Origin of the sequence: Spongisporangium articulatum (assembly GCF_044465595.1) — a bacterium.
Taxonomy (GTDB): Bacteria; Actinomycetota; Actinomycetes; order Actinomycetales; family Kineosporiaceae; genus Spongisporangium; species Spongisporangium articulatum.
On record NZ_JBITLV010000003.1, the window covers coordinates 383,214 to 401,695 of the forward strand.

An 18,482-nucleotide genomic window follows, 5' to 3' on the forward strand; every position below is an offset into this window, starting at 1 on the left:
GGAGGCCGGCGTCGTCTCACGGCGAGTAACGTGCAGGAGTTCCGGACGAAACCGTTCGGTAACTCAGCGCCTCTCTACTTGATTGGCATGACAGCCACGAGCGATCTCGCCGGTCATCAACTGGCCGGCGGCCTGGACGGCCGGCACGTGCCGGTCGCGGTGATCGGTGGCGGCCAGGCCGGTCTGTCGGCCAGTCACCGGTTGAGCGCCCGCGGCCTCGAGCACGTCGTGCTGGAGAAGCATCGCGTCGGTCACGAGTGGGCCGAAAGGCGTTGGGACAGCTTCTGTCTCGTCACACCCAACTACCAGTGCCAGTTGCCCGGCTTCGCCTACGCCGACTACACCGGTGACGGGTCGGGCGACGGCGACGGGTTCATGGTCAAGGACCAGATCGTCGGCTACCTGCGCGCGTTCGCCCGCTCGTTCGACGCGCCGCTGCACGAAGGCGTCGCCGCGACCCGGCTCGCGCACGACGAGCGCTCGTTCGTCCTGTCCACGAGCCGCGGCACGCTGCGCGCCGACCAGGTGGTGCTGGCCGCGGGGCCCTACCAGATCCCGAAGACCCCCCGGTTCGCCGAGCGGTTGCCGGCCCACGTCGTCCAGCTGCACTCCAGCGCCTACCGCAACGCCGCCCAGCTGCCCGCGGGTGAGGTGCTCGTGGTCGGCACGGGCCAGTCGGGCTGCCAGATCGCCGAGGACCTGCACCTGGCCGGGCGGCGCGTGCACCTGGCCACCGGCACCGCCCCGCGGGTCGCCCGCGTCTACCGCGGCAAGGACTGCATGACCTGGCTGGACGAGATCGGGCACTACGCCAAGGGTCTCGACGAGTTCCCCGACCAGGAGGCGACCCGGTACAAGGTCAACCACTACGTCACCGGGCGGGACGGCGGGCGCGACATCGACCTGCGCGCCTTCGCCCGCGACGGGATGCGGCTCTACGGGCGGCTGCGGGACGTCGACCGGGCCACCGGCACGATCGCGTTCGACGACGACCTGCGCAGCAACCTCGACGGCGCCGACGCAGTGGCCGAGTCGATCAAGGACCTGGTCGACGCGCACGTGGACGCGCTCGGTCTCGACGCGCCGCCGGAGCCGCGCTACACCCCGGTGTGGGAGCCGGGCGACGACACCCCGACCTCGCTCGACCCGGTGGGAGCCGGCGTCACGAGCGTGATCTGGTGCACCGGCTTCACCCGTGACTACTCCTGGGTCGACCTGCCCGCCTTCGACGGGCGCGGCTACCCGACCCACCACCGCGGCGTCACCAGCGTGCCGGGGTTGTACGTGCTGGGCATGCCGTGGCAGTGGACCTGGGGCTCGGGTCGGTTCCGCGGGGTGGCCGACGACGCCGAGTACCTGGCCGAGAGGATCCAGGCGCGCGTCGCCCGGAAGGTCGCGGCATGAGCCTCTTCACGAACGTCGCGGCGCACAGCGACGCCCACCGGCACCTCGGCGTGATGCCGGAGTTCCCCTTCTACGGTGGGCCGCCGATCCGGGCCGACATCACGGCCCGCGCCACGATCAAGGAGCTCATCGCCGACCTGGACGAGGAGGGCACCGAACGGGCCCTCGTCATCCCGAACTACGGCGTCCCGCAGCCCGACATCGCCTTCGGCTTCAACGAGCTCGTGGTCGAGGCGGCCCAGACGGACGACCGGATCCGGGCCGGCCTGTGGGTCAGCGCCAAGCCCTCGGACGCCGAGCGTACGGCGCGGGCGCTGACCCTGGCCGGGGAGAACGGCGTCCGGGCCCTGAAACTCAGCTTCCTGCTGGGCGGGAAGGTGGACGACGACGACGTGCGGCCGGGCCTGGACGCCATCTTCGGCGCCGCCCGGGAACACGGCCTCGTGGTGCACTGCCACACCTCTCCCGGTGCGGCCTCCGACATCGACGAGATCGGCAAGCTCGTCGAGCAGTACGCCGACGACGTGAAGCTGCACCTGGTGCACTTCGGCGGCGGCATGAGCGGCCACATGAAGTTGATCGGCGGTCGCTTCTTCGACTGGATCGCGCAGGGCAAGCAGGTCTACACGGACCTGTCCTGGGCGATCGGCTTCGCGCCCCGCTGGCTGGCGCAGGAGATCTCCACCCGCGGCCTCGGTCACGACCGGGTGCTGTTCGCCAGCGATCAACCCTGGGGCGACTTCAGCGGCGAATACGCCCGGCTCAGCGCGGCGTTCGGGGACGGCGAACTCGCCGCCCTCGCATTCCGAGACACCTTCGCCACGCTCTACGACTGAACCACCGACGAAAGGGACCGTGATGACTGAACTGACCGAGCTGGAGACCAAGAGCCTCGAGGAGATCCCGCACCCCAGCCTGCCGCAGGGCAGCAGCATCTACGGCGGGACGAAGGTCTTCCCCGACTACCAGGCCGAGGACGGCGAGGTGTACTTCACCCTCGTGCACGGCATCGCGCACGAGTCGTCGGTGAGCTTCGTGGCGATCCTGCAGGCCACCCGCGCCCAGCGGAAGGGCTTCGAGTCCGCCATCTACTTCTACGGGCCGGGCTCGCTGAACTGCCTTGCCACCCGCGGGTTCCCGACCACCGGCAACAGCGCGTTCCCCGGCGAGCACAACATCAACGACTCGCTGAAGACGTTCATCGCCGAGGGCGGCAAGGTCTACTGCTGCCGGTTCGGGCTGTCCCTGCACGGCGCCCGCGAGGAGGACCTGATCGAGGGCGTCATCCCGACGCACCCCCTCGACGTCCAGGACGCGCTGATCCACTACGCGCGCAAGGGCGCCATCATCAACTCGACCTACATGTTCTGAGAGCAGCCTTCTCATGGACACCGTCACCAGAGTGAACCTCGCAGTGCGGGGTGTCCGGGTGGACGCTCCGGTCTCGCGCAGCAAGGGCGCGGGGCCGAGCGACGACGGGCACCTGGTTCTCGACGGCGAGAACGCGGCCCTGCCCATCGTGGCCGACAGCCCCTACGTCATCCGGCAGGGGCGGGTCTACGACGAGCGGGCGGGCCGGATCGACCTCGGCCTGAGCGTGAACACCGTGCGGCGGCCGAGGTTCTACGACCTCACGACGGCCGACGGCGTCCCCTACGAGAAGATCGCCCTGCTGCACGGCCAGGACGTGCTGGCCACCACGGTCGTGCAGACCTGCATCCGCTACGTCGAGGACCAGCGGTGCCGGTTCTGCGCGATCGAGGAGTCGTTGACGCAGGGCTCCACCATCGCCGCGAAGACCCCGGCCCAGCTGGCCGAGGTGGCCGAGGCCGCCGTCCGGCTGGACGGGGTGCGGCAGATGGTGATGACCACCGGGACGACGGTCGGCCCGGACCGGGGCGCGCGGAACCTCGTGCGCTCGGTCCGGGCGGTTCTGGCCGCCGTCCCCGGCCTGCCCGTCCAGGTGCAGATCGAACCGCCGCGCGACCTGGCGGTGCTCACCGAGCTGCGCGAGGCGGGCGCGACGTCGATCGGCATCCACGTCGAGTCGATGGACGACGAGCTGCGCCGGAAGTGGATGCCGGGCAAGGGTTCCGTGCCGATGGCCGAGTACGAGGCGGCCTGGGACGAGGCCGTGCGGGTGTTCGGCCGCAACAAGGTGTCGACGTACCTGCTGATCGGGTTGGGCGAGACGCCGGACGAACTGGTCGCCGGGGCCCGGAGCCTGATCGCGCGGGGGGTCTACCCGTTCGTCGTCCCGATGCGGCCGATGGCCGGCACCCTCGCCCGGCGGGACGGCGCCACGACGGCCCCGGCCTCCGTGGTGGCCGACGTGACGGCCCGGGTCGCGGCGCTGCTGCGCGGGGCCGGGATGCTCGGCGCCGACCAGGGCGCGGGATGTGCGGCCTGCGGGGCGTGCAGCGCCCTGAAGGCGGCCGGCGGATGACGGTCATCGGAGAGGTTCTCCTGCGCGACCTGTCGGTCCCCTCGCCGGCCTCGACCTTCGTCGTCGAGCAGGCCGACGCCGCCGCCCTGGCCGCCTACCGGCGCCTGCGGCACGACGAGTTCGTAGTGTCCCAGGGGCTCTTCACCGGCTCGGACGCCGACGAGGTGGACGACGACCCGCGCACCGTCGTCCTGGTGGCCCGGGCCCCCGACGGCCGGGTGCTCGGCGGGGTGCGGCTGCACCCGGTGCACGCCCCGGACATCGGGTGGTGGCAGGGGTCCCGGCTGGTCACCCGGGACGGAGCCCACGTGGGCGCGGCCCTGGTGCGGGCCGCGTGCGCCCGGGCCGAGGCGGAGGGCGTGCTGCGGTTCGACGCGACCGTGCAGGACCGCTACCGGCGCTTCTTCGAGCGGCTCGGCTGGGATCATACGGGAACCGTTGTCGTGCAGGGTGTCCCGCACGCCGGGATGCGTTGGCCGATCGGGCGGATCGCGGCCCTGGCCGCGGTCACCAAGCGCGACCTGGGCGGGCTGCTGGGCGGGCTCCACCTGGGCGGGCCCGGTTTCGTCGGGGACGACGGGGCTCCCGTCCCGGGCAGCGACCTGGTCGCCGCCTGCGACGCGATCCTGCCGGCCATGGTGGAGCGCGACCCCGACTGGGCCGGCTGGTGCGCGGTGCTGGTCAACGTGAACGACCTGGCCGCCATGGGCGCCCGTCCGGTCGGCCTGCTCGACGCGATCGGCGCCCGCGACGCGTCCTTCGCCGCCCGGGTGCTGGGCGGGCTGCGGCGGGCCGCCGAGGCCTACGGGGTGCCCGTGCTCGGCGGGCACACCCAGCTCGGGGTGCCCGCGGCGCTGTCGGTGACCGCGCTCGGGCACGCGCCGGAGCCGGTGCCGGGCTCCGGTGGCCGCCCCGGGCACGACGTCCGGCTGAGCGTGGACCTCGGCGGTGACTGGCGTCCGGGATACGCCGGACGGCAATGGGATTCCAGCTCGCACCGGTCGCCGGCCGACCTGCGGGCGATGCTCGGCACGGTGGCGGCCCTGCGGCCCGCCGCCGCGAAGGACGTCTCGATGGCCGGGGTGGTCGGCACGCTCGGCATGCTGGCCGAGGCCAGTGGGTGCGGGGCGGTGCTGGACGTCGCCGCGGTACCCCGCCCCGACGGTGCTACGGCGGGTGACTGGCTGACCTGCTTCCCCGGGTTCGCGATGCTGACCACGGACGCGCCGGGCCGGGCGAAACCGGTACCCGGGCCGACCACGACGGCGGTGTGCGGAGCGCTCGAGCCGGGCGACGGCGTCCGACTGCGGTGGCCGGACGGTGAGACGACGCCGGCCGTGACCGGCGCCGTGACGGGGCTGGGGAGCACGGGTCTGGGGAGCACGGGCCTGGGCCCGTCGGACGTGAGGAGAGAACCATGGGCGAGCTGACGATGGCCGCGGTCTGCGCACCGTTCGACCGCGACCTGGAGGGAGACTTCGCCCGCATCGCCGAGTTGATCGGCCAGGCCCGCGAGCGCGGCGTGCAGTTGCTGGCGCTGCCCGAGGCCGCGCTCGGCGGGTACCTGTCGGACCTGGCGGGCAACGCTCCCCCGCCGCCGGCCTTCGCGGTGGACGGCCCCGAGATCGCCCGGCTGGCGGCGCTGGCCGGGGACATGGTCGTCTGCGCCGGCTACTGCGAGCAGGCCGAGCTTGACGGTGAGACAAGGGTTTTCAACAGTGTCGTGTGCGTCGACGGGTCGGGCGTGCTGGGCAACCACCGCAAGGTGCACCAGCCGCTACGGGAGGACGCGCACTACGCGGCAGGCGCGGGCTTCGCGGCGTTCGACACTCCGGTCGGGCGACTCGGCATGATGATCTGTTATGACAAGGCTTTCCCCGAGTCGGCGCGGGCGCTCGCGCTCGACGGCGCCCAGATCGTGGTGTGCGTGTCCGCCTGGCCGGGTAGCCGCACCAACGCGGCCCCCACGCTGGCGGAGGACCGGTGGAAGCACCGTTTCGACCTGTTCGACCGGGCCCGGGCCCTGGAGAACCAGGTCGTGTGGCTGTCGGCCAACCAGAGCGGCTCGTTCGGGTCGCTGCGGTTCGTGTGCAGCGCCAAGGTCGTCGACCCCGGTGGCGAGGTGCTCGCCGACACCGGCGTCGCGCCCGGGATGGCCGTCGCCTCGCTCGACGTCGAGGCGGCGTTGGAGGCGGCGCGACGCTCGATGGGGCACCTGCGTGACCGGCGTCCCGACGCCTACGGGCCGCCGCTGGCGGAAACCGTCACGATCGGTGGGTGAGCGGTGAACGTCGCCGGACCGGCGGCGTCCCGCCCGGCCCTGACGATCGCCGCGGTGGCGGCGAGCTTCGGGCGCGACCTGGACTTCGACCTGGCCCGCGTGCAGACGCTCATCGAGCAGGCCCGGCGGGCCGGGGCCGGGCTGCTGGTGCTGCCCGACGCCGCGCTCGGCGGCTACCTGCCCGACCTGCGCAACCCCGACCCGTCAGACCCCAAGTCGCTGCCCCCGGCGCTGGAGCCCGACCACGAGCTGATCGCGAAAGTCGCTGCGGCGGCTGCCGAGATGGTCGTCTGCGTCGGGTACTGCGAACTCGGCCCGGACGGTTCGCGCTACAACGCCGCGGTCGCGGTGAGCGGGGACGGCGTCCTCGGCCGGCACCGGAAGGTGCACCTGCCCGCGGGCGAGGAACGCGCCTACGCGCCGGGGGCCGGGTTCTCGGCGTTCGACACCCCGATCGGGCGGCTGGGCATGCTGATCGACTACGACAAGACGTTCCCCGAGTCGGCGCGGTCGCTGGCCCTGGACGGTGCCCGCGTCCTGGCCTGTCTGTCGGCCTGGCCGACCAGTATCAGCAACCGGGCCCCGCGGATGAACCAGGACCGCCAGTCCCGGCTCTTCGACCTCTACGACCGGTCGCGGGCCGCCGAGAACCAGGTGATCCTCGCGTCGTCCAACCAGACCGGCGCCCTGGGCGGGATGCGGTTCCTCGGTCAGGCCAAGGTCGTCGGGCCGGCCGGCGACATCCTCGCGCGCACGTGGGCCAAGGCCGGTCTGGCCGTCGCCACGGTCGACGTCGACTCCGAGATCACCCTCGCCCGAAGGGTTCTCGACCACCTGTCCGAACGCCGTCCCGACACCTACCGGAGCTGAGAACGGAGCTGATTTCGATGCCCGAGATGTACTTCCACGTCGTGTGGCCCGACGGGGCGCGCGAGCGCTGCTACTCACCGTCGTTGGTCGTCGAGGAGTACCTGACGCCCGGGAACACCTACCCGGTCGACGAGTTCGTGCGGTTGAGCACCGAGGCGCTGACCATCGCGAGCGAGCGGGTGCGGGCGAAGTTCGGCTTCTACTGCACCGCGTCGGCGGCAACTCTGGAGAGCATCGTGTCGAGGGCAGCCCGACAGCCGGAGGGTGGCGACGTGCAGGTCGAGTCCTTCAGCCAGCCTTAACCCCGAGCGGGATTGGGTGAATTTCGGCAGGTCCAAGCCTGCACGGATCCGCCCGATCAGGTCGCTGCGCTGGTGCCGACCAACCGGCGAAGCCGTCGGGTATGCCAATCGCTGCCATCCACACGAACCGTTGCAGACAGAGGCATTCAGACGTGCCGGGACGCGCCCGCCACCGCACGGCGGGCGCGGCGGCGCCCCACCCGGCGGATGGTGGCGCCGGCCCGGAGGACGACGGCGCCCCGTGCGTCCTGTTCCTCGACGAGATCGACGCCCTCGGTCACAAGCGGACGGCGCTGCAGGGGTCGGCCCAGCGCGGTTCGGTGAACCAGCTGCTCACGCAACTCGACGGGGTGCATGCTCTGAACCTTCACACGCGCTTTCACACGCCCGCCCGGTCGACTCCTCTCATCCATCCGCGTGAGAAGGAGAACCACCGACATGAGCACCACCACCGAGAAGTACGACTACAGCGGCGTGACGAAGGCCCAGCAGGCGGCCTGGGAGACCGGTGCCTACGCGCGGGTCGGCAACACGCTGCAGATCATCGCCGAGCGCCTCGTCGAGTCCGTCGACGTGCGGCCCGACCAGAAGGTCGTCGACGTCGCGGCCGGGCAGGGCAACGCGGCGCTGGCGGCGGCACGCCGGTTCGCCGAGGCCGTGGCCGTCGACTACGCCCGCAACCTGCTGGCCGAGGGCCGCGAGCGCGCCCAGGCCGAACGACTGCCCGTGCGGTTCGTCGAAGGCGACGCGCAGGATCTGCCGTGCGAGGACGGCGAGCAGGACGTCGCGCTCAGCGTCGTCGGCACCATGTTCGCCCCCGACCATGCGCAGACCGCGTCCGAGCTCGTCCGGGTCGTGAAGCCGGGTGGGAGGATCGGGCTGGCCAGCTGGACGCCGACCTCGCTGGTCGCGGACATGTTCCGGATCATCGGGTCGTACGCGCCGAAGCCGCCGGTGCCGGTGCAGCCGCCCGTGCTGTGGGGCGACGCCGACCACCTGCGTGACATCTTCGGCGACCGGGTGGAGTGGATCTCCCTGCAGGAGAAGGAGTTCCACTTCTGCTACCGCTCCCCCGAGCACTTCGCCGACTGGTTCGTGGCCCATTACGGCCCGATCACCCGGCTGTCGGGGTCGTTGGACGAGGTGACCCGGGCGCGGTTCGCGACCGAGCTGGCCGGTGCGGCGCGGACGCACGTCACGGGTGACGGGCCCGGGGTGAAGATCGTCGGCACCTACCTCGAGGCCGTCGGCGTCCGGAAGTAGGGGCGATAATCACCGCGAGCGGGGAGGTGGGACAGGTGCTGACGATCCGGCTGCTCGGACGGCCGAGTGCCGTCCGGCACGAGCCGGACGGGACCGAGGTACCGCTGCGCCCACCCCGCGGGCGCAAGGCGTGGGCGCTGCTCGGCTACCTCGTGCTGGCCGAGCGGCCCCCGAGCCGGCGGCAGGTGGCGGACCTGTTGTTCGCCGACGCCGACGACCCGCTCGGCGCCCTGCGCTGGAGCCTCGCCGAGCTGCGCCGGGCGCTGGGGCTGCCCGAGTCGTTCACGGGCGACCCGATCGAGGTCGCGCTGCCGCCCGGCGTCCGGCTCGACCTGCACGAGGAGGTGACCGAGGGCACCCAGGGAGCGGAGCGAGTGCCGATCAGCACCGGCGAACTGCTCGAGGGCGTGTCCCTGCCGACCGCGCTGGAGTTCGAGTCGTGGCTCGTGGTGGCCAGGCACCGGGTCTCGGCGAGTGTCGAAGCCCGGTGGCACGAGGCGGCGGTCGCGCACCTGGCGGGCGGCCGGCCGCGCGAGGCGGTGCGGCTGGCCGCGGCGGCGGTCGCCCGCAACCCGCTCGAGGAGGGCAACCACGAGCTGCTGGTCCGCAGCCTGGCCACGGCGGGCGACCGGGAGGCGGCGCTGCGGCAGGTCGCCGTCTGCGAGGACCTCTTCGGGCGCGAACTGGGCGTCGAACCCTCGCCCGCGCTGCGCGACGCGGCCGGCGCCGCGCCCGGCTCCCCCTCCCTGCCCGCCGCGGGCGGCCGGGCGGCGGCGCTGAACCAGCTGGAGGCCGGGCGGGCGGCGATCGTGGCCGGCGCGGTGGACGCCGGGGTGCAGTGCCTGCGCCGGGCGGTGGCCGACTCCGAGCAGTGCGGGGACGACGCCCTGCACGCCCGCGCGCTGGTCGCCCTGGGTGGGGCGCTGGTGCACTCGGTGCGCGGGCGGGACGAGGAGGGGGCCGTCGTCCTGCACGCGGGGCTGGAGCTGGCCACCTCGACGGGCGACGCCGCGACGGCCGTGACCGCCTGCCGGGAGCTGGGTTTCATCGATGTACAGGCCGGACGGCGGGAGACCGGCGACGGCTGGCTGGCCCGCGCGCAGGCGGCCGCGGAGTCTGCGGCGGAACTCGGCGCCATCCTCGGCGTGCGGGGCATGAACGCCTCCGACCGCGGCGACTACGCGACCGCGTTCGAGCAGCTGACGGCCTCGGTCGAGGCGGCCCGCTCGGCGGGCGACGCCCGGCAAGCGGCCTGGTCGCAGTCGTTGGTCGCGCGAGCCCACCTGCTGCGCGGGGAGCTGAGCCAGGCCCGGGTGGAGATCGCCCAGACGCTGGACGTCGTCGCCCAGCAGCGCTGGATGGCGTTCCAGCCCTGGCCGCAGGCCCTCTCCGCGGAGCTGAGTCGGTTGGACGGCGACCTGACCGGCGCCGCGGACACGCTCGAGCAGGCCTGGGTGATGGCGCTGCAGATCGCCGACCCGTGCTGGGAGGGCATGGTGGCCCGCGGGTTGGGCCTACTGCACAGCGCCCGGGGCGCGACGGCGGACGGGCAGGAGTGGCTGGCCGAGGCCGGACGGCGGTGCACCCGCACGTCCGACCGGTACCAGTGGGTGACGGCGTACGTCCTGGACGCCACGGCGACCGCCGCCCTGGGCCGCGGCGATGCGGACGCGGCGCGCGGCGCCGTCCGGGCGCTGTCCGCCCTGGCCGCCCGGACGGACATGCGGGAGATGGTCGTCCGGGCCCACCTGCACCGGCACCGGCTGGGCGAGCCGGACGCGCTGCGGGCGGCCCGGGCGGCCGCCGCCGACGTCGACAACCCGCAGCTGGTCAGCCGGCTTCGATGAAGGGCTGGTACATCATCCGGGCCTGGTTGACCGCCACCAGCTCGTCGCCGACCTCGTCGCCCGCCTCGTTGAAAACCTTGCGGCGCAGCACATTCCGCCGCAGGTAGACCCCGGGCGCGCCGATCGTCATCGCGTGCGACTGCTCGTACACCCGGTAGCCGCCCAGGACGGGCCGATCGGCGGTCCAGGCGCCGACCAGGTCCGTGCCGGTGAGGTGCAGGCCCAGCCGGAACCGGGTGTCTGTCGGGTTCTCCAGCTGCAGGTCCAGCACCGGCCACGCGCAGGTCGCCCCGCTACCGAAGGGTTGGTTGCGGTTGGTATTGGGGAAGACGTCGTAGCTGTGCCGCCACCGATCCCGGTGTCGATCGCCCCGTTGCGCAGCTCGAGCCCCTCGAGGAAGCCGCGCCGGGCGGTCGCCTTGCGGACGTGCCACCAGAACGAGAACCGTTGCCCCGGGGCGAGGACCAGCCCGTCGAGTCGCTCGATCGCCAGCCCCAGGTTGACCACCTTGTTGCGCTGCAACTGTTGGTCCACCCCGGCCAGCTCCCGGAACAGCGGGGTGGCGTGGGCCGAGACCCCGTGCGGGAAAAAGCTTTCCGGCGCGCGATCGAGCCACAACGCGCGCCCGTGCCGGCGCCAGTCGAGCTCCCGCCGCAGCCGGCGGACGGCCGGCCCCGCCACCCGTCGCGCCGCCGGCCGCAGCCGTTCGACCAGTCCCCCATGCGTCCCCATGGGCACAGAGTCGCACGTCGGCATCGATCATGGGAGGCCCAATGCCCAGTCCATCACGGGCTCCGCCCACCGAGTGTGAGGCTGATGCGCAGATGAGTGCGGAATCGGCGGGAAATTGGCGCACCGACCGTACATTCGGTGGTGGTGCACGGTCAGGAGCGGCTGAACTCCTCGGCCAGGACCGCGTAGACCAGCAGGTCGCCCCACTCGCCCTTGAACCATTCGTTGCGCACGAAGTGGGCCTCGCGGCGCATGCCGAGCCGCTCGCAGAGCGCGGCCGAGCGGTCGTTGCGCGCGTCCAACCGGGCCTCCACCCGGTGCAGCCCCAGTCCCCCGGCCTCCGGCCGTGCGAAACCCAGGGCCAGGACGGCGGTCGCGGCCTCGGTCGCGTAGCCCCGCCCCGCATGGGCCGGGTCGAACACCCAGCCGATCTCACCGCCGCGGTGCACCTGGCTGCGGAAGAACAGGATGACGTCGCCCAGCAGTTCACCCGTCGCGCGGGACCAGGCGCCGAGCGTGAGCGACTGCCCCTCGGCGGTCAGCGCGACCCGCCCGTAGTCTCCGGCCAGGCGCTGGAGCAGGTCCGCGGCGTCCTGCGGTTCGAAGGGCAGGTACCGGCAGACGTCGGCGCGGCCGCGGTAGGCCAGCATCGCGTCGATGTCGTCCACCCCGAACGGGCGCAGCATGAGACGGTCCGTCAGGACCGGGTATTCGGGTGCCAACCGCATCGGCGGGCTCACCCGACCAGGACCACGAGCGGCTTCGCGGTCTCCCCGGCGTCGGCCACCAGGGCGACCAGGCCACCGTCCGGTGCGAAGGCGGCGGTCGGTTCGCCGTGCCCGCTCGCGCTCAGACGCTGCCCGTGGGCGAGCCGGCGGGCCTCGTCGTCGGTGAGCTCGCGGGCCGGGAACGCGGCGCGGGCCGCCCGGGCCATCGGCAGCGCCGTGAACGACTCCTCCAACTGCGGCAGCGTGGCCGCCACGTCCAGCCCGTACGGGCCGACCCGGGTGCGCCGCAGCATCGTGAGATGGCCCGCGCTGCCGAGGTTCTCGCCCAGGTCGCGGGCCAGCGCCCGGATATACGTACCGGACGAGCAGACCACCCGGACGTCGACGTCGAGGACCGGCGTCCCGTCGTCCAGGCGCTGAGCACGGGCGCCGAGCACCTCGAGCTCGTGCACGGTGACCGCGCGGGGCGGGAGGGTGACGTCCTCCCCGTCGCGGACCCGGGCGTAGGCCCGCTTGCCGTTCACCTTGATCGCGCTGACGCTGCTGGGCCGCTGCTCGATCGCGCCGCGCAGCGGGCGTATCGCGACGTCCACCCGGTCCAGGTCACCGGTGAAGCCCGGGGTCGACGTGACCTCACCCTCGGCGTCGTCCGTGTGGGTGCCGACGCCGAGCCGGACCGTCGCCCGGTACTCCTTGTCGGCGCCCACCAGGTAGGTCAGCAGCCGGGTGGCCCGCTCGACGCCGACCACCAGGACCCCGGTGGCCATCGGGTCGAGCGTCCCGGCGTGCCCGACCTTGCGGGTGCCGGCCAGCCGCCGGATCCGGGCGACGACGTCGTGCGAGGTCAGCCCTTGCGGCTTGTCGACCACGACCAGCCCGGACTCGGCCAACTCAGTCGTCCTCGTCGAGGTCTTCGTCGTCGAGGTTGTCGTCCTCGTCCAGCTCGTCGTCCACCGCGTCGAGCTCGGGCTTCTTGTACGGGTCGGCGTCGCCGGCGTACTGCGCCTTCTCGGCGATCGCCGCGACCTCGGCGTCGCGCTGCTTGGCCCGCTGCAGGAGCTCGGCCATGTGCTGGGCACTCTCGGGCAGCTCGTCGGCCACGAACTCCAGCGTCGGCGTCAGCCGGATGCCCAGGCGCTTGCCGAGCTCCGAGCGCAGTACGCCGTGGGCGCTGGCCAGAGCTGCGGCCGTGGCGGCCCGCTCCTCGTCGTCGCCGAACACGGTGTAGAAGACGGTCGCGTGCTGGAGGTCGCCGGTCATCCGCGAGTCGGTGACGGTGATGAAGCCCAGGCGCGGGTCCTTGATCCGCTTCTCCAGGGTCTCGGCCACCACCTCGCTGACCCGGGCGGCCAGCTTCCGCGCGCGTGCGGTGTCGGTCATGAATCCCTCACTCGTCGTGCCTATTCATCGCCGTCGTTCCAGACCCGCGAACGAGCCGACAGCACCTGCAGCTCGGGCCGGTCGGAGACCAGCCGCTCGCAACCGTCCAGCACGTCTTGGCAGTGGCCGGCGTCCGCCGCCACCACCGAAACTCCCACCTCGGCCCGCCGGTGCAGGTCGAGGTGGCCGGTCTCGGCGGCCGCGACGTCGAACGTGCGTTTGAGTTCGGCCACCACCGGGCGGACGACCGATCGCTTCTGTTTCAGCGACCGGACGTCCCCCAGCAGCAGGTCGAGACTCAGTGTCCCGACGAACAACTCAGCTCCGCGCCTTCTCGATCCGCGCCTTCTCGCGCATCTCGAAGGTCTCGATGACGTCGTCGACCCGGATGTCGTTGTACGACCCGAGGCCGATACCGCACTCGTAGCCCTCGCGGACCTCGGTGGCGTCGTCCTTGAACCGCTTCAGCGACTCGATGGAGAGGTTGTCACCGATCACCACGCCGGCGCGCAGCACACGCGCCTTCGAGTTGCGGCGGATCTCCCCGGACCGGACCAGCGAACCGGCGATGTTGCCGAACCGGCTGGAACGGAACACCTCCCGGACCTCGGCGGTACCGAGCTGGACCTCTTCGTACTCCGGCTTGAGGAGCCCGCGCAGGGCCGCCTCGATCTCCTCGATCGCCTGGTAGATGACCGAGTAGTACCGGACGTCGACGCCCTCGCGCTCGGCGTACTCCGCGTTCTGGCCGTCGGCCTTCGCGTTGAAGCCGACGATGATCGCGTTCGAGGCCACGGCCAGGTTGATGTTGTTCTTCGTGATCGCACCGACGCCGCGGTCGATGACGCGCAGCTGGACCTCGTCGCCGACGTCGATCTGCAGCAGCGCGTCCTCCAGGGCCTCGACGGCACCGGAGACGTCGCCCTTCAGGATCAGGTTGAGGGTCTCGACCTTGCCCTGCTCGAGGGCCGCGGTGAAGTCCTCCAGGCTGATCCGCTTGCGCGACTTGGCCAGGGCGGCGTTGCGCTCGACCGCCTCACGCTTCTCGGCGATCTGCCGGGCGGTCCGGTCGTCGGGCGCCACCAGGAAGGTGTCACCGGCGCCGGGCACCGACGTCAGACCGAGCACCTGGACCGGCCGCGACGGCGTGGCCACCTCGACCTGCTCACCGTGCTCGTCGAGCATCGCCCGGACCCGGCCGTAACCGGTCCCGGCGACGATCGAGTCGCCGACCCGCAGCGAACCGGACTGCACCAGGACGGTGGCCACCGGACCGCGGCCGCGGTCGAGGTTGGCCTCGATCGCGACACCACGGGCGTCCTTGTCGGGGTTGGCCCGCAGGTCGAGGGAGGCGTCGGCGGTCAGCAGGATCGCCTCCAGCAGCCCGTCGATGTTGAGCCGCTGCTTCGCCGAGACCTCGACGAAGATCGTGTCGCCGCCGTACTCCTCGGCCACCAGGTTGTACTCGGTCAGCTGCTGCCGGATCTTGTCCGGGTTCGCGCCTTCCTTGTCGACCTTGTTGATGGCCACCACGATCGGCACGTCCGCCGCCTGGGCGTGGTTCAGCGCCTCGATCGTCTGCGGCATCACGCCGTCGTCGGCCGCGACCACCAGCACCGCGAGGTCGGTGACCTTCGCACCACGGGCTCGCATGGCGGTGAACGCCTCGTGACCCGGGGTGTCGATGAACGTGATCGCCCGGTCCTCACCCTCGTGCGTGGTGTGGATCTGGTACGCACCGATGTGCTGGGTGATGCCACCGGCCTCGCCGGCCACGACGTCGGTCTGCCGGATCGCGTCCAGCAGCTTCGTCTTACCGTGGTCGACGTGACCCATGACGGTCACGACCGGCGGGCGGGCCTCCAGGAAGTCGGCATCGCCCTCGGCCTCGCCCTCGACGTCGATGTCGAACGTCGAGAGCAGCTCACGGTCCTCGTCCTCGGGCGAGACGACCTGGATGACGTACCCCAGCTCCTCGCCGAGCACGCGGAACGTGTCCTCGTCGAGCGACTGGGTCGCCGTGGCCATCTCACCGAGGTGGATCAGGACGGTGACCAGGCTCGCCGGGTTCGCGTCGATCTTGTCGGCGAAGTCGGTCAGCGACGAGCCGCGACGCAACCGGATGATCGTCGAACCGTCCCCACGGGGGACGATCACGCCACCGGGCGCCGGCGCCGCCATGTTGTCGAACTCTTGACGCCGCTGCTTCTTCGACTTCCGGCCACGGACCGGACGGCCGCCGGCGCGACCGAACGCACCCTGCGTGCCACCCCGGCCGCCACGACCACGGGGGCCGCCGAAACCGCCGCCGCCACCGGGACCACCGGGACGGCCACCGCCACCGGGACCACCGGGGCCGCCGCCGAAGCCGCCGCCCCGGCCACCACCGGGGCCGCCGCGACCGGGCGCACCGCCCGGTCGGCCGCCGCCACCGCCGCCGGGCGCACCCGGACGGACGTTGCTGCGGCCGGGCATCATGCCCGGGTTCGGGCGCGGGCCCATACCCGCGGGCGAGGGACGCGGGCCACCGGGACGGGGACCGCCGGGCCGGTCACCGGCACCGGCGCCGTCCCGGGCCGCGGGCGCACCCGGGGCACCGGGCCGGCCCTGCGGGCGCGGCATGCCCTGGGACGACGCGAACGGGTTGTTGCCCGGGCGCGGGGCGCCCGGACGGGGCATGCCCTGGGACGACGCGAACGGGTTGTTGCCCGGGCGGGCGCCCGGGCGGGGGCCCGCCGGGCGCGGGGCCGGGGCCGAGCCACCGGAGTCGTCCCGGTCGGCCGGGGCCGGGGCGGGCCGCTCGGCGGGGGCCGGGCGGCTCGGGACGGGCGCGGCCGGCGCGGCCGGGGCGGCACTCGCGGCCGGGGCCACGGGGGCCGCCGGGGCGGGGGCCGCGGGCGCCGGACCGGGCGCGGCCGGGGCGGGAGTCGGGGCGGGAGCCTCGACGGCGGGGGCCGCGGGGGCGGGCGCCGACGGGGCGGGTGCCGACGGGGCGGGTGCGGGGCCGGGGCGCGCGGCGGGGGCCTTGCGCGCGGCGGTCTTGGGGGCGGGCGCCGCTACGGCCGGCATGGCCTCTCGGAGCTTGCGGACGACGGGCGCCTCGACGGTCGACGACGCCGACCGGACGAATTCGCCCATCTCCTGCAGCTTGGCCAGGACGGTCTTGCTGTCGTACCCGAGTTCTTTGGCGATCTCGTGGACCCGGATCTTTGCCACTTCTCTCCTGTCTCGGTCCGGGCCAGACAGGCAGGCGCGGACCGTGTTACCGGGGTGGGACGTTCATCGCTGGACGCTCATCGAGTGCTCATCAGCTTCTGACCCGCTTTCGGTGGACGGTCGTGTTTCTTCACTTCCGATGGTGCTACGCCCGGCCGGCGAGGTACTCCCGCACCGGTTCGGACGCGAGCGGAACCCCCGAGCGGAGGGCCCGGGAGAACGCCCGACGTCGTTCGGCGAGGTCGAGGCAGTGCTGCCGCGGGTGCAGTGAAGCACCCCGGCCGGGCTGCCGACGGTCGGGATCGGGAACGGCGGAAAGAACTCCACCGACCTCGGCCGCGACCACTCGCAAGAGGACGGACCGGTCTTCGCGCTCGCGGCACCCGATGCACATCCGAATGCACATCCGAGCTGTGACCACGTCGACCTGCCTCGTAGAGCATAGCCCTCGGAGGGCCATGGTTTGTTCCTGGTGCCGCTGTGAGCGCTCCGGCCCGGTGACCGGCGGTCCTACTGGGTGTCGGGACGGATGTCGATCCGCCAGCCGGTGAGCTTGGCCGCCAGGCGGGCGTTCTGCCCTTCCTTCCCGATCGCCAGCGACAGCTGGTAGTCGGGGACGATCACCCGGGCCGAGCGGGCCTCGGCGTCGACGACCTCGACGGAGGCCACCCGGGCGGGCGAGAGGGCGCTGGCCACGAACGCGGCCGGGTCCTCGCTGAAGTCGACGATGTCGATCTTCTCACCGTGCAGCTCGGTCATGACGGCCCGGACCCGCTGCCCCATCGGCCCGATGCAGGCCCCCTTGGCGTTCAGCCCGGCCACGTTGGCCTTCACCGCGACCTTCGTCCGGTGCCCGGCCTCGCGGGCCAGGGCCGCGATCTCCACGCTGCCGTCGGCGACCTCGGGCACCTCGAGCGCGAACAGCTTGCGGACCAGGTTGGGATGGGTGCGCGACACGGTGATCGACGGCCCCTTCATCCCCTTCCGGACGCCGACCACGTACACCCGCAGCCGCGAGCCGTGCGGGTAGCTCTCCCCCGGCACCTGCTCGGTGGGCGGCATGACCGCCTCGACCGTGCCCAGGTCGACGTGCACCATCCGGGCGTCCGAGCTCTGCTGGACGACACCGGAGACGATCTCGCCCTCCGTGCCGTGGAACTGGCCCAGGACCTGCTCGTCCTCGGCGTCGCGAAGCCGCTGCAGGATCGTCTGGCGCGCCGTCGTGGCCGCGACCCGGCCGAAGCCCTCGGGCGTGTCGTCCCACTCCCGCACAACCGATCCGTCGGCGGCCTTCTCCTGCGCGTAGACCACGACGTGCCCGCTGCTGCGGTCGAGCTCGACCCGCGCGTCCCGCTCCGCGCCCTCGGTGCGGTGGTAGGCCTGCAGAAGTGCCGTCTCGATGGTGCGCACGAGCAGGTCGAGCGGGATCTCCTTCTCCCGTTCCAGCGCGCGCAGCGCCGCGAGGTCGATGTCCATCAGCTCTCCTCCTCGTCCAGCTCTTCGCCCTCGACGGGTCTGGAGAAGTCCAGCTCGACCTTGCCGGCCCGGATCTCGCCCCACGGGTACCGGCGGCCACCCTCGAGTTCGACGCCGTCGTCGTCCACCGCCTCCAGGCGCCCGGCGGGCGCGTCGCCCGACCACTGCGGCGCGGACGTCTTGACGCCGTCGGCGGGCGTGAGCCGCACCAGCCGGCCGCGGGCGCGCAGCCAGTGCCGGCGCTGCGTCAGGGGGCGGTCCGCACCCGGCGAACTGACCTCCAGCACGTACGGGGTGGAACCCATCGAGGCGTCGGCGTCCAGCGCGGCCGAGATGGCCTGCGCGGCCTCGGCGACCGAGTCCATCGGGACGCCGCCGGTCTCGGTCTCGGGGAGGTCGACGGTGATGCGCAGCACCCGGCGCTTGCCGGCCGGCGTGACCGTGACGTCCTCCAGCACCAGCCCGGCCTCCGCCACCAGCGGTTCGACCAGCTGCCGCACGCCGTCCACCGGGGAGGGCGCGCCCATGCGAACACCT

At 72.9% G+C, this 18,482-nt stretch carries 19 protein-coding genes and 2 pseudogenes; 11 read left to right on the forward strand and 10 right to left on the reverse strand.

Annotated elements, in window-relative coordinates; genetic code table 11:
* Positions 1-87 precede the first annotated feature (87 nt).
* From ACIB24_RS11395 to ACIB24_RS11445, 11 genes and pseudogenes are all read left to right on the forward strand, one after another.
* Entirely contained in the window at positions 88-1,404 is a 1,317-nt protein-coding gene (locus ACIB24_RS11395; protein ID WP_398279783.1) for an MSMEG_0569 family flavin-dependent oxidoreductase, read from the forward strand.
* Entirely contained in the window at positions 1,401-2,240 is an 840-nt protein-coding gene (locus ACIB24_RS11400) for an amidohydrolase family protein (protein WP_398279786.1), read from the forward strand. The genes ACIB24_RS11395 and ACIB24_RS11400 overlap by 4 nt, the downstream gene beginning before the upstream one ends.
* A gap of 22 nt (positions 2,241-2,262) precedes the next feature.
* Positions 2,263-2,775, forward strand: a complete 513-nt coding sequence (locus ACIB24_RS11405; RefSeq protein ID WP_398279789.1) for an MSMEG_0572/Sll0783 family nitrogen starvation response protein — start codon at positions 2,263-2,265, stop codon at positions 2,773-2,775.
* A gap of 13 nt (positions 2,776-2,788) precedes the next feature.
* Positions 2,789-3,850: an MSMEG_0568 family radical SAM protein gene (locus tag ACIB24_RS11410; protein ID WP_398279792.1), complete on the forward strand. Its 1,062-nt coding sequence runs from the start codon at positions 2,789-2,791 to the stop codon at positions 3,848-3,850.
* Positions 3,847-5,280 carry an MSMEG_0567/sll0787 family protein gene (locus tag ACIB24_RS11415; protein ID WP_398279795.1) on the forward strand — a complete coding sequence of 478 codons (1,434 nt, stop codon included), beginning with the start codon at positions 3,847-3,849 and terminating at the stop codon, positions 5,278-5,280. Before ACIB24_RS11410 ends, ACIB24_RS11415 begins: the two co-directional genes overlap by 4 nt.
* Positions 5,268-6,131 (forward strand): carbon-nitrogen hydrolase family protein, encoded by an 864-nt coding sequence (locus tag ACIB24_RS11420; RefSeq protein WP_398279798.1) that lies wholly within the window; start codon positions 5,268-5,270, stop codon positions 6,129-6,131. The genes ACIB24_RS11415 and ACIB24_RS11420 overlap by 13 nt, the downstream gene beginning before the upstream one ends.
* Before the next feature lie 3 nt (positions 6,132-6,134).
* A complete protein-coding gene (locus ACIB24_RS11425) occupies positions 6,135-7,001 on the forward strand; it encodes a carbon-nitrogen hydrolase family protein (RefSeq protein ID WP_398279801.1) in 867 nt (288 codons plus the stop codon).
* Between the two features lie 17 nt (positions 7,002-7,018).
* Positions 7,019-7,303, forward strand: coding sequence for an MSMEG_0570 family nitrogen starvation response protein (locus tag ACIB24_RS11430; RefSeq protein ID WP_398279804.1), 285 nt, complete (start codon positions 7,019-7,021; stop codon positions 7,301-7,303).
* 101 nt (positions 7,304-7,404) lie between these two features.
* Positions 7,405-7,605: pseudogene (locus ACIB24_RS11435) on the forward strand (hypothetical protein); the annotation flags it as partial.
* 136 nt (positions 7,606-7,741) lie between these two features.
* Positions 7,742-8,566: a class I SAM-dependent methyltransferase gene (locus ACIB24_RS11440; protein ID WP_398279807.1), complete on the forward strand. Its 825-nt coding sequence runs from the start codon at positions 7,742-7,744 to the stop codon at positions 8,564-8,566.
* A 35-nt stretch (positions 8,567-8,601) separates the two neighbouring features.
* Positions 8,602-10,413, forward strand: a complete 1,812-nt coding sequence (locus tag ACIB24_RS11445) for an AfsR/SARP family transcriptional regulator (RefSeq protein WP_398279810.1) — start codon at positions 8,602-8,604, stop codon at positions 10,411-10,413.
* On the opposite strand, the gene ACIB24_RS11450 is transcribed toward ACIB24_RS11445, so the two are convergent.
* The 10 genes and pseudogenes from ACIB24_RS11450 to ACIB24_RS11495 all read right to left on the reverse strand — a co-directional run bounded on the left by ACIB24_RS11450 (position 10,397) and on the right by ACIB24_RS11495 (position 18,472).
* Positions 10,397-10,684 (reverse strand): hypothetical protein, encoded by a 288-nt coding sequence (locus ACIB24_RS11450; protein WP_398280450.1) that lies wholly within the window; start codon positions 10,682-10,684, stop codon positions 10,397-10,399. The two genes, ACIB24_RS11445 and ACIB24_RS11450, sit on opposite strands and share 17 nt — an antisense overlap.
* A 110-nt stretch (positions 10,685-10,794) precedes the next feature.
* A pseudogene (locus ACIB24_RS11455) lies at positions 10,795-11,169 on the reverse strand (VanW family protein); the annotation flags it as partial.
* Positions 11,170-11,297: 128 nt separating this feature from the next.
* Positions 11,298-11,831 (reverse strand): GNAT family N-acetyltransferase, encoded by a 534-nt coding sequence (locus ACIB24_RS11460; protein WP_398279813.1) that lies wholly within the window; start codon positions 11,829-11,831, stop codon positions 11,298-11,300.
* 50 nt (positions 11,832-11,881) lie between these two features.
* Positions 11,882-12,763 carry a tRNA pseudouridine(55) synthase TruB gene (truB, locus tag ACIB24_RS11465; protein WP_398279816.1) on the reverse strand — a complete coding sequence of 294 codons (882 nt, stop codon included), beginning with the start codon at positions 12,761-12,763 and terminating at the stop codon, positions 11,882-11,884.
* Position 12,764: 1 nt separating this feature from the next.
* A complete protein-coding gene (rbfA, locus tag ACIB24_RS11470; RefSeq protein WP_398279819.1) occupies positions 12,765-13,253 on the reverse strand; it encodes a 30S ribosome-binding factor RbfA in 489 nt (162 codons plus the stop codon).
* Positions 13,254-13,273: 20 nt separating this feature from the next.
* Positions 13,274-13,570 carry a DUF503 domain-containing protein gene (locus tag ACIB24_RS11475; RefSeq protein ID WP_398279822.1) on the reverse strand — a complete coding sequence of 99 codons (297 nt, stop codon included), beginning with the start codon at positions 13,568-13,570 and terminating at the stop codon, positions 13,274-13,276.
* Between the two features lies 1 nt (position 13,571).
* Positions 13,572-16,469: a translation initiation factor IF-2 gene (gene infB, locus ACIB24_RS11480; RefSeq protein ID WP_398279825.1), complete on the reverse strand. Its 2,898-nt coding sequence runs from the start codon at positions 16,467-16,469 to the stop codon at positions 13,572-13,574.
* 145 nt (positions 16,470-16,614) lie between these two features.
* A complete protein-coding gene (locus ACIB24_RS11485; protein ID WP_398279828.1) occupies positions 16,615-16,929 on the reverse strand; it encodes a YlxR family protein in 315 nt (104 codons plus the stop codon).
* Positions 16,930-16,979: 50 nt separating this feature from the next.
* Positions 16,980-17,945 (reverse strand): transcription termination factor NusA, encoded by a 966-nt coding sequence (gene nusA / locus ACIB24_RS11490; protein WP_398279831.1) that lies wholly within the window; start codon positions 17,943-17,945, stop codon positions 16,980-16,982.
* Complete coding sequence (locus ACIB24_RS11495) at positions 17,945-18,472, reverse strand: ribosome maturation factor RimP (protein WP_398279834.1); 528 nt, start codon at positions 18,470-18,472, stop codon at positions 17,945-17,947. Before ACIB24_RS11495 ends, nusA begins: the two co-directional genes overlap by 1 nt.
* Positions 18,473-18,482 lie beyond the last annotated feature (10 nt).

Excerpts from the sequence above, each read along its gene's own strand:
- ACIB24_RS11395 (WP_398279783.1), top strand. The coding sequence starts at position 88 with ATGACAGCCACGAGCGATCTCGCCGGTCATCAACTGGCCGGCGGCCTG.
- ACIB24_RS11400 (WP_398279786.1), top strand. The coding sequence starts at position 1,401 with ATGAGCCTCTTCACGAACGTCGCGGCGCACAGCGACGCCCACCGGCAC.
- ACIB24_RS11405 (WP_398279789.1), top strand. The coding sequence starts at position 2,263 with ATGACTGAACTGACCGAGCTGGAGACCAAGAGCCTCGAGGAGATCCCG.
- ACIB24_RS11410 (WP_398279792.1), top strand. The coding sequence starts at position 2,789 with ATGGACACCGTCACCAGAGTGAACCTCGCAGTGCGGGGTGTCCGGGTG.
- ACIB24_RS11415 (WP_398279795.1), top strand. The coding sequence starts at position 3,847 with ATGACGGTCATCGGAGAGGTTCTCCTGCGCGACCTGTCGGTCCCCTCG.
- ACIB24_RS11420 (WP_398279798.1), top strand. The coding sequence starts at position 5,268 with ATGGGCGAGCTGACGATGGCCGCGGTCTGCGCACCGTTCGACCGCGAC.
- ACIB24_RS11430 (WP_398279804.1), top strand. The coding sequence starts at position 7,019 with ATGCCCGAGATGTACTTCCACGTCGTGTGGCCCGACGGGGCGCGCGAG.
- ACIB24_RS11440 (WP_398279807.1), top strand. The coding sequence starts at position 7,742 with ATGAGCACCACCACCGAGAAGTACGACTACAGCGGCGTGACGAAGGCC.
- ACIB24_RS11460 (WP_398279813.1), bottom strand. The coding sequence starts at position 11,831 with ATGCTGCGCCCGTTCGGGGTGGACGACATCGACGCGATGCTGGCCTAC.
- rbfA (WP_398279819.1), bottom strand. The coding sequence starts at position 13,253 with ATGACCGACACCGCACGCGCGCGGAAGCTGGCCGCCCGGGTCAGCGAG.
- ACIB24_RS11485 (WP_398279828.1), bottom strand. The coding sequence starts at position 16,929 with ATGGCCCTCCGAGGGCTATGCTCTACGAGGCAGGTCGACGTGGTCACA.
- nusA (WP_398279831.1), bottom strand. The coding sequence starts at position 17,945 with ATGGACATCGACCTCGCGGCGCTGCGCGCGCTGGAACGGGAGAAGGAG.
- ACIB24_RS11495 (WP_398279834.1), bottom strand. The coding sequence starts at position 18,472 with ATGGGCGCGCCCTCCCCGGTGGACGGCGTGCGGCAGCTGGTCGAACCG.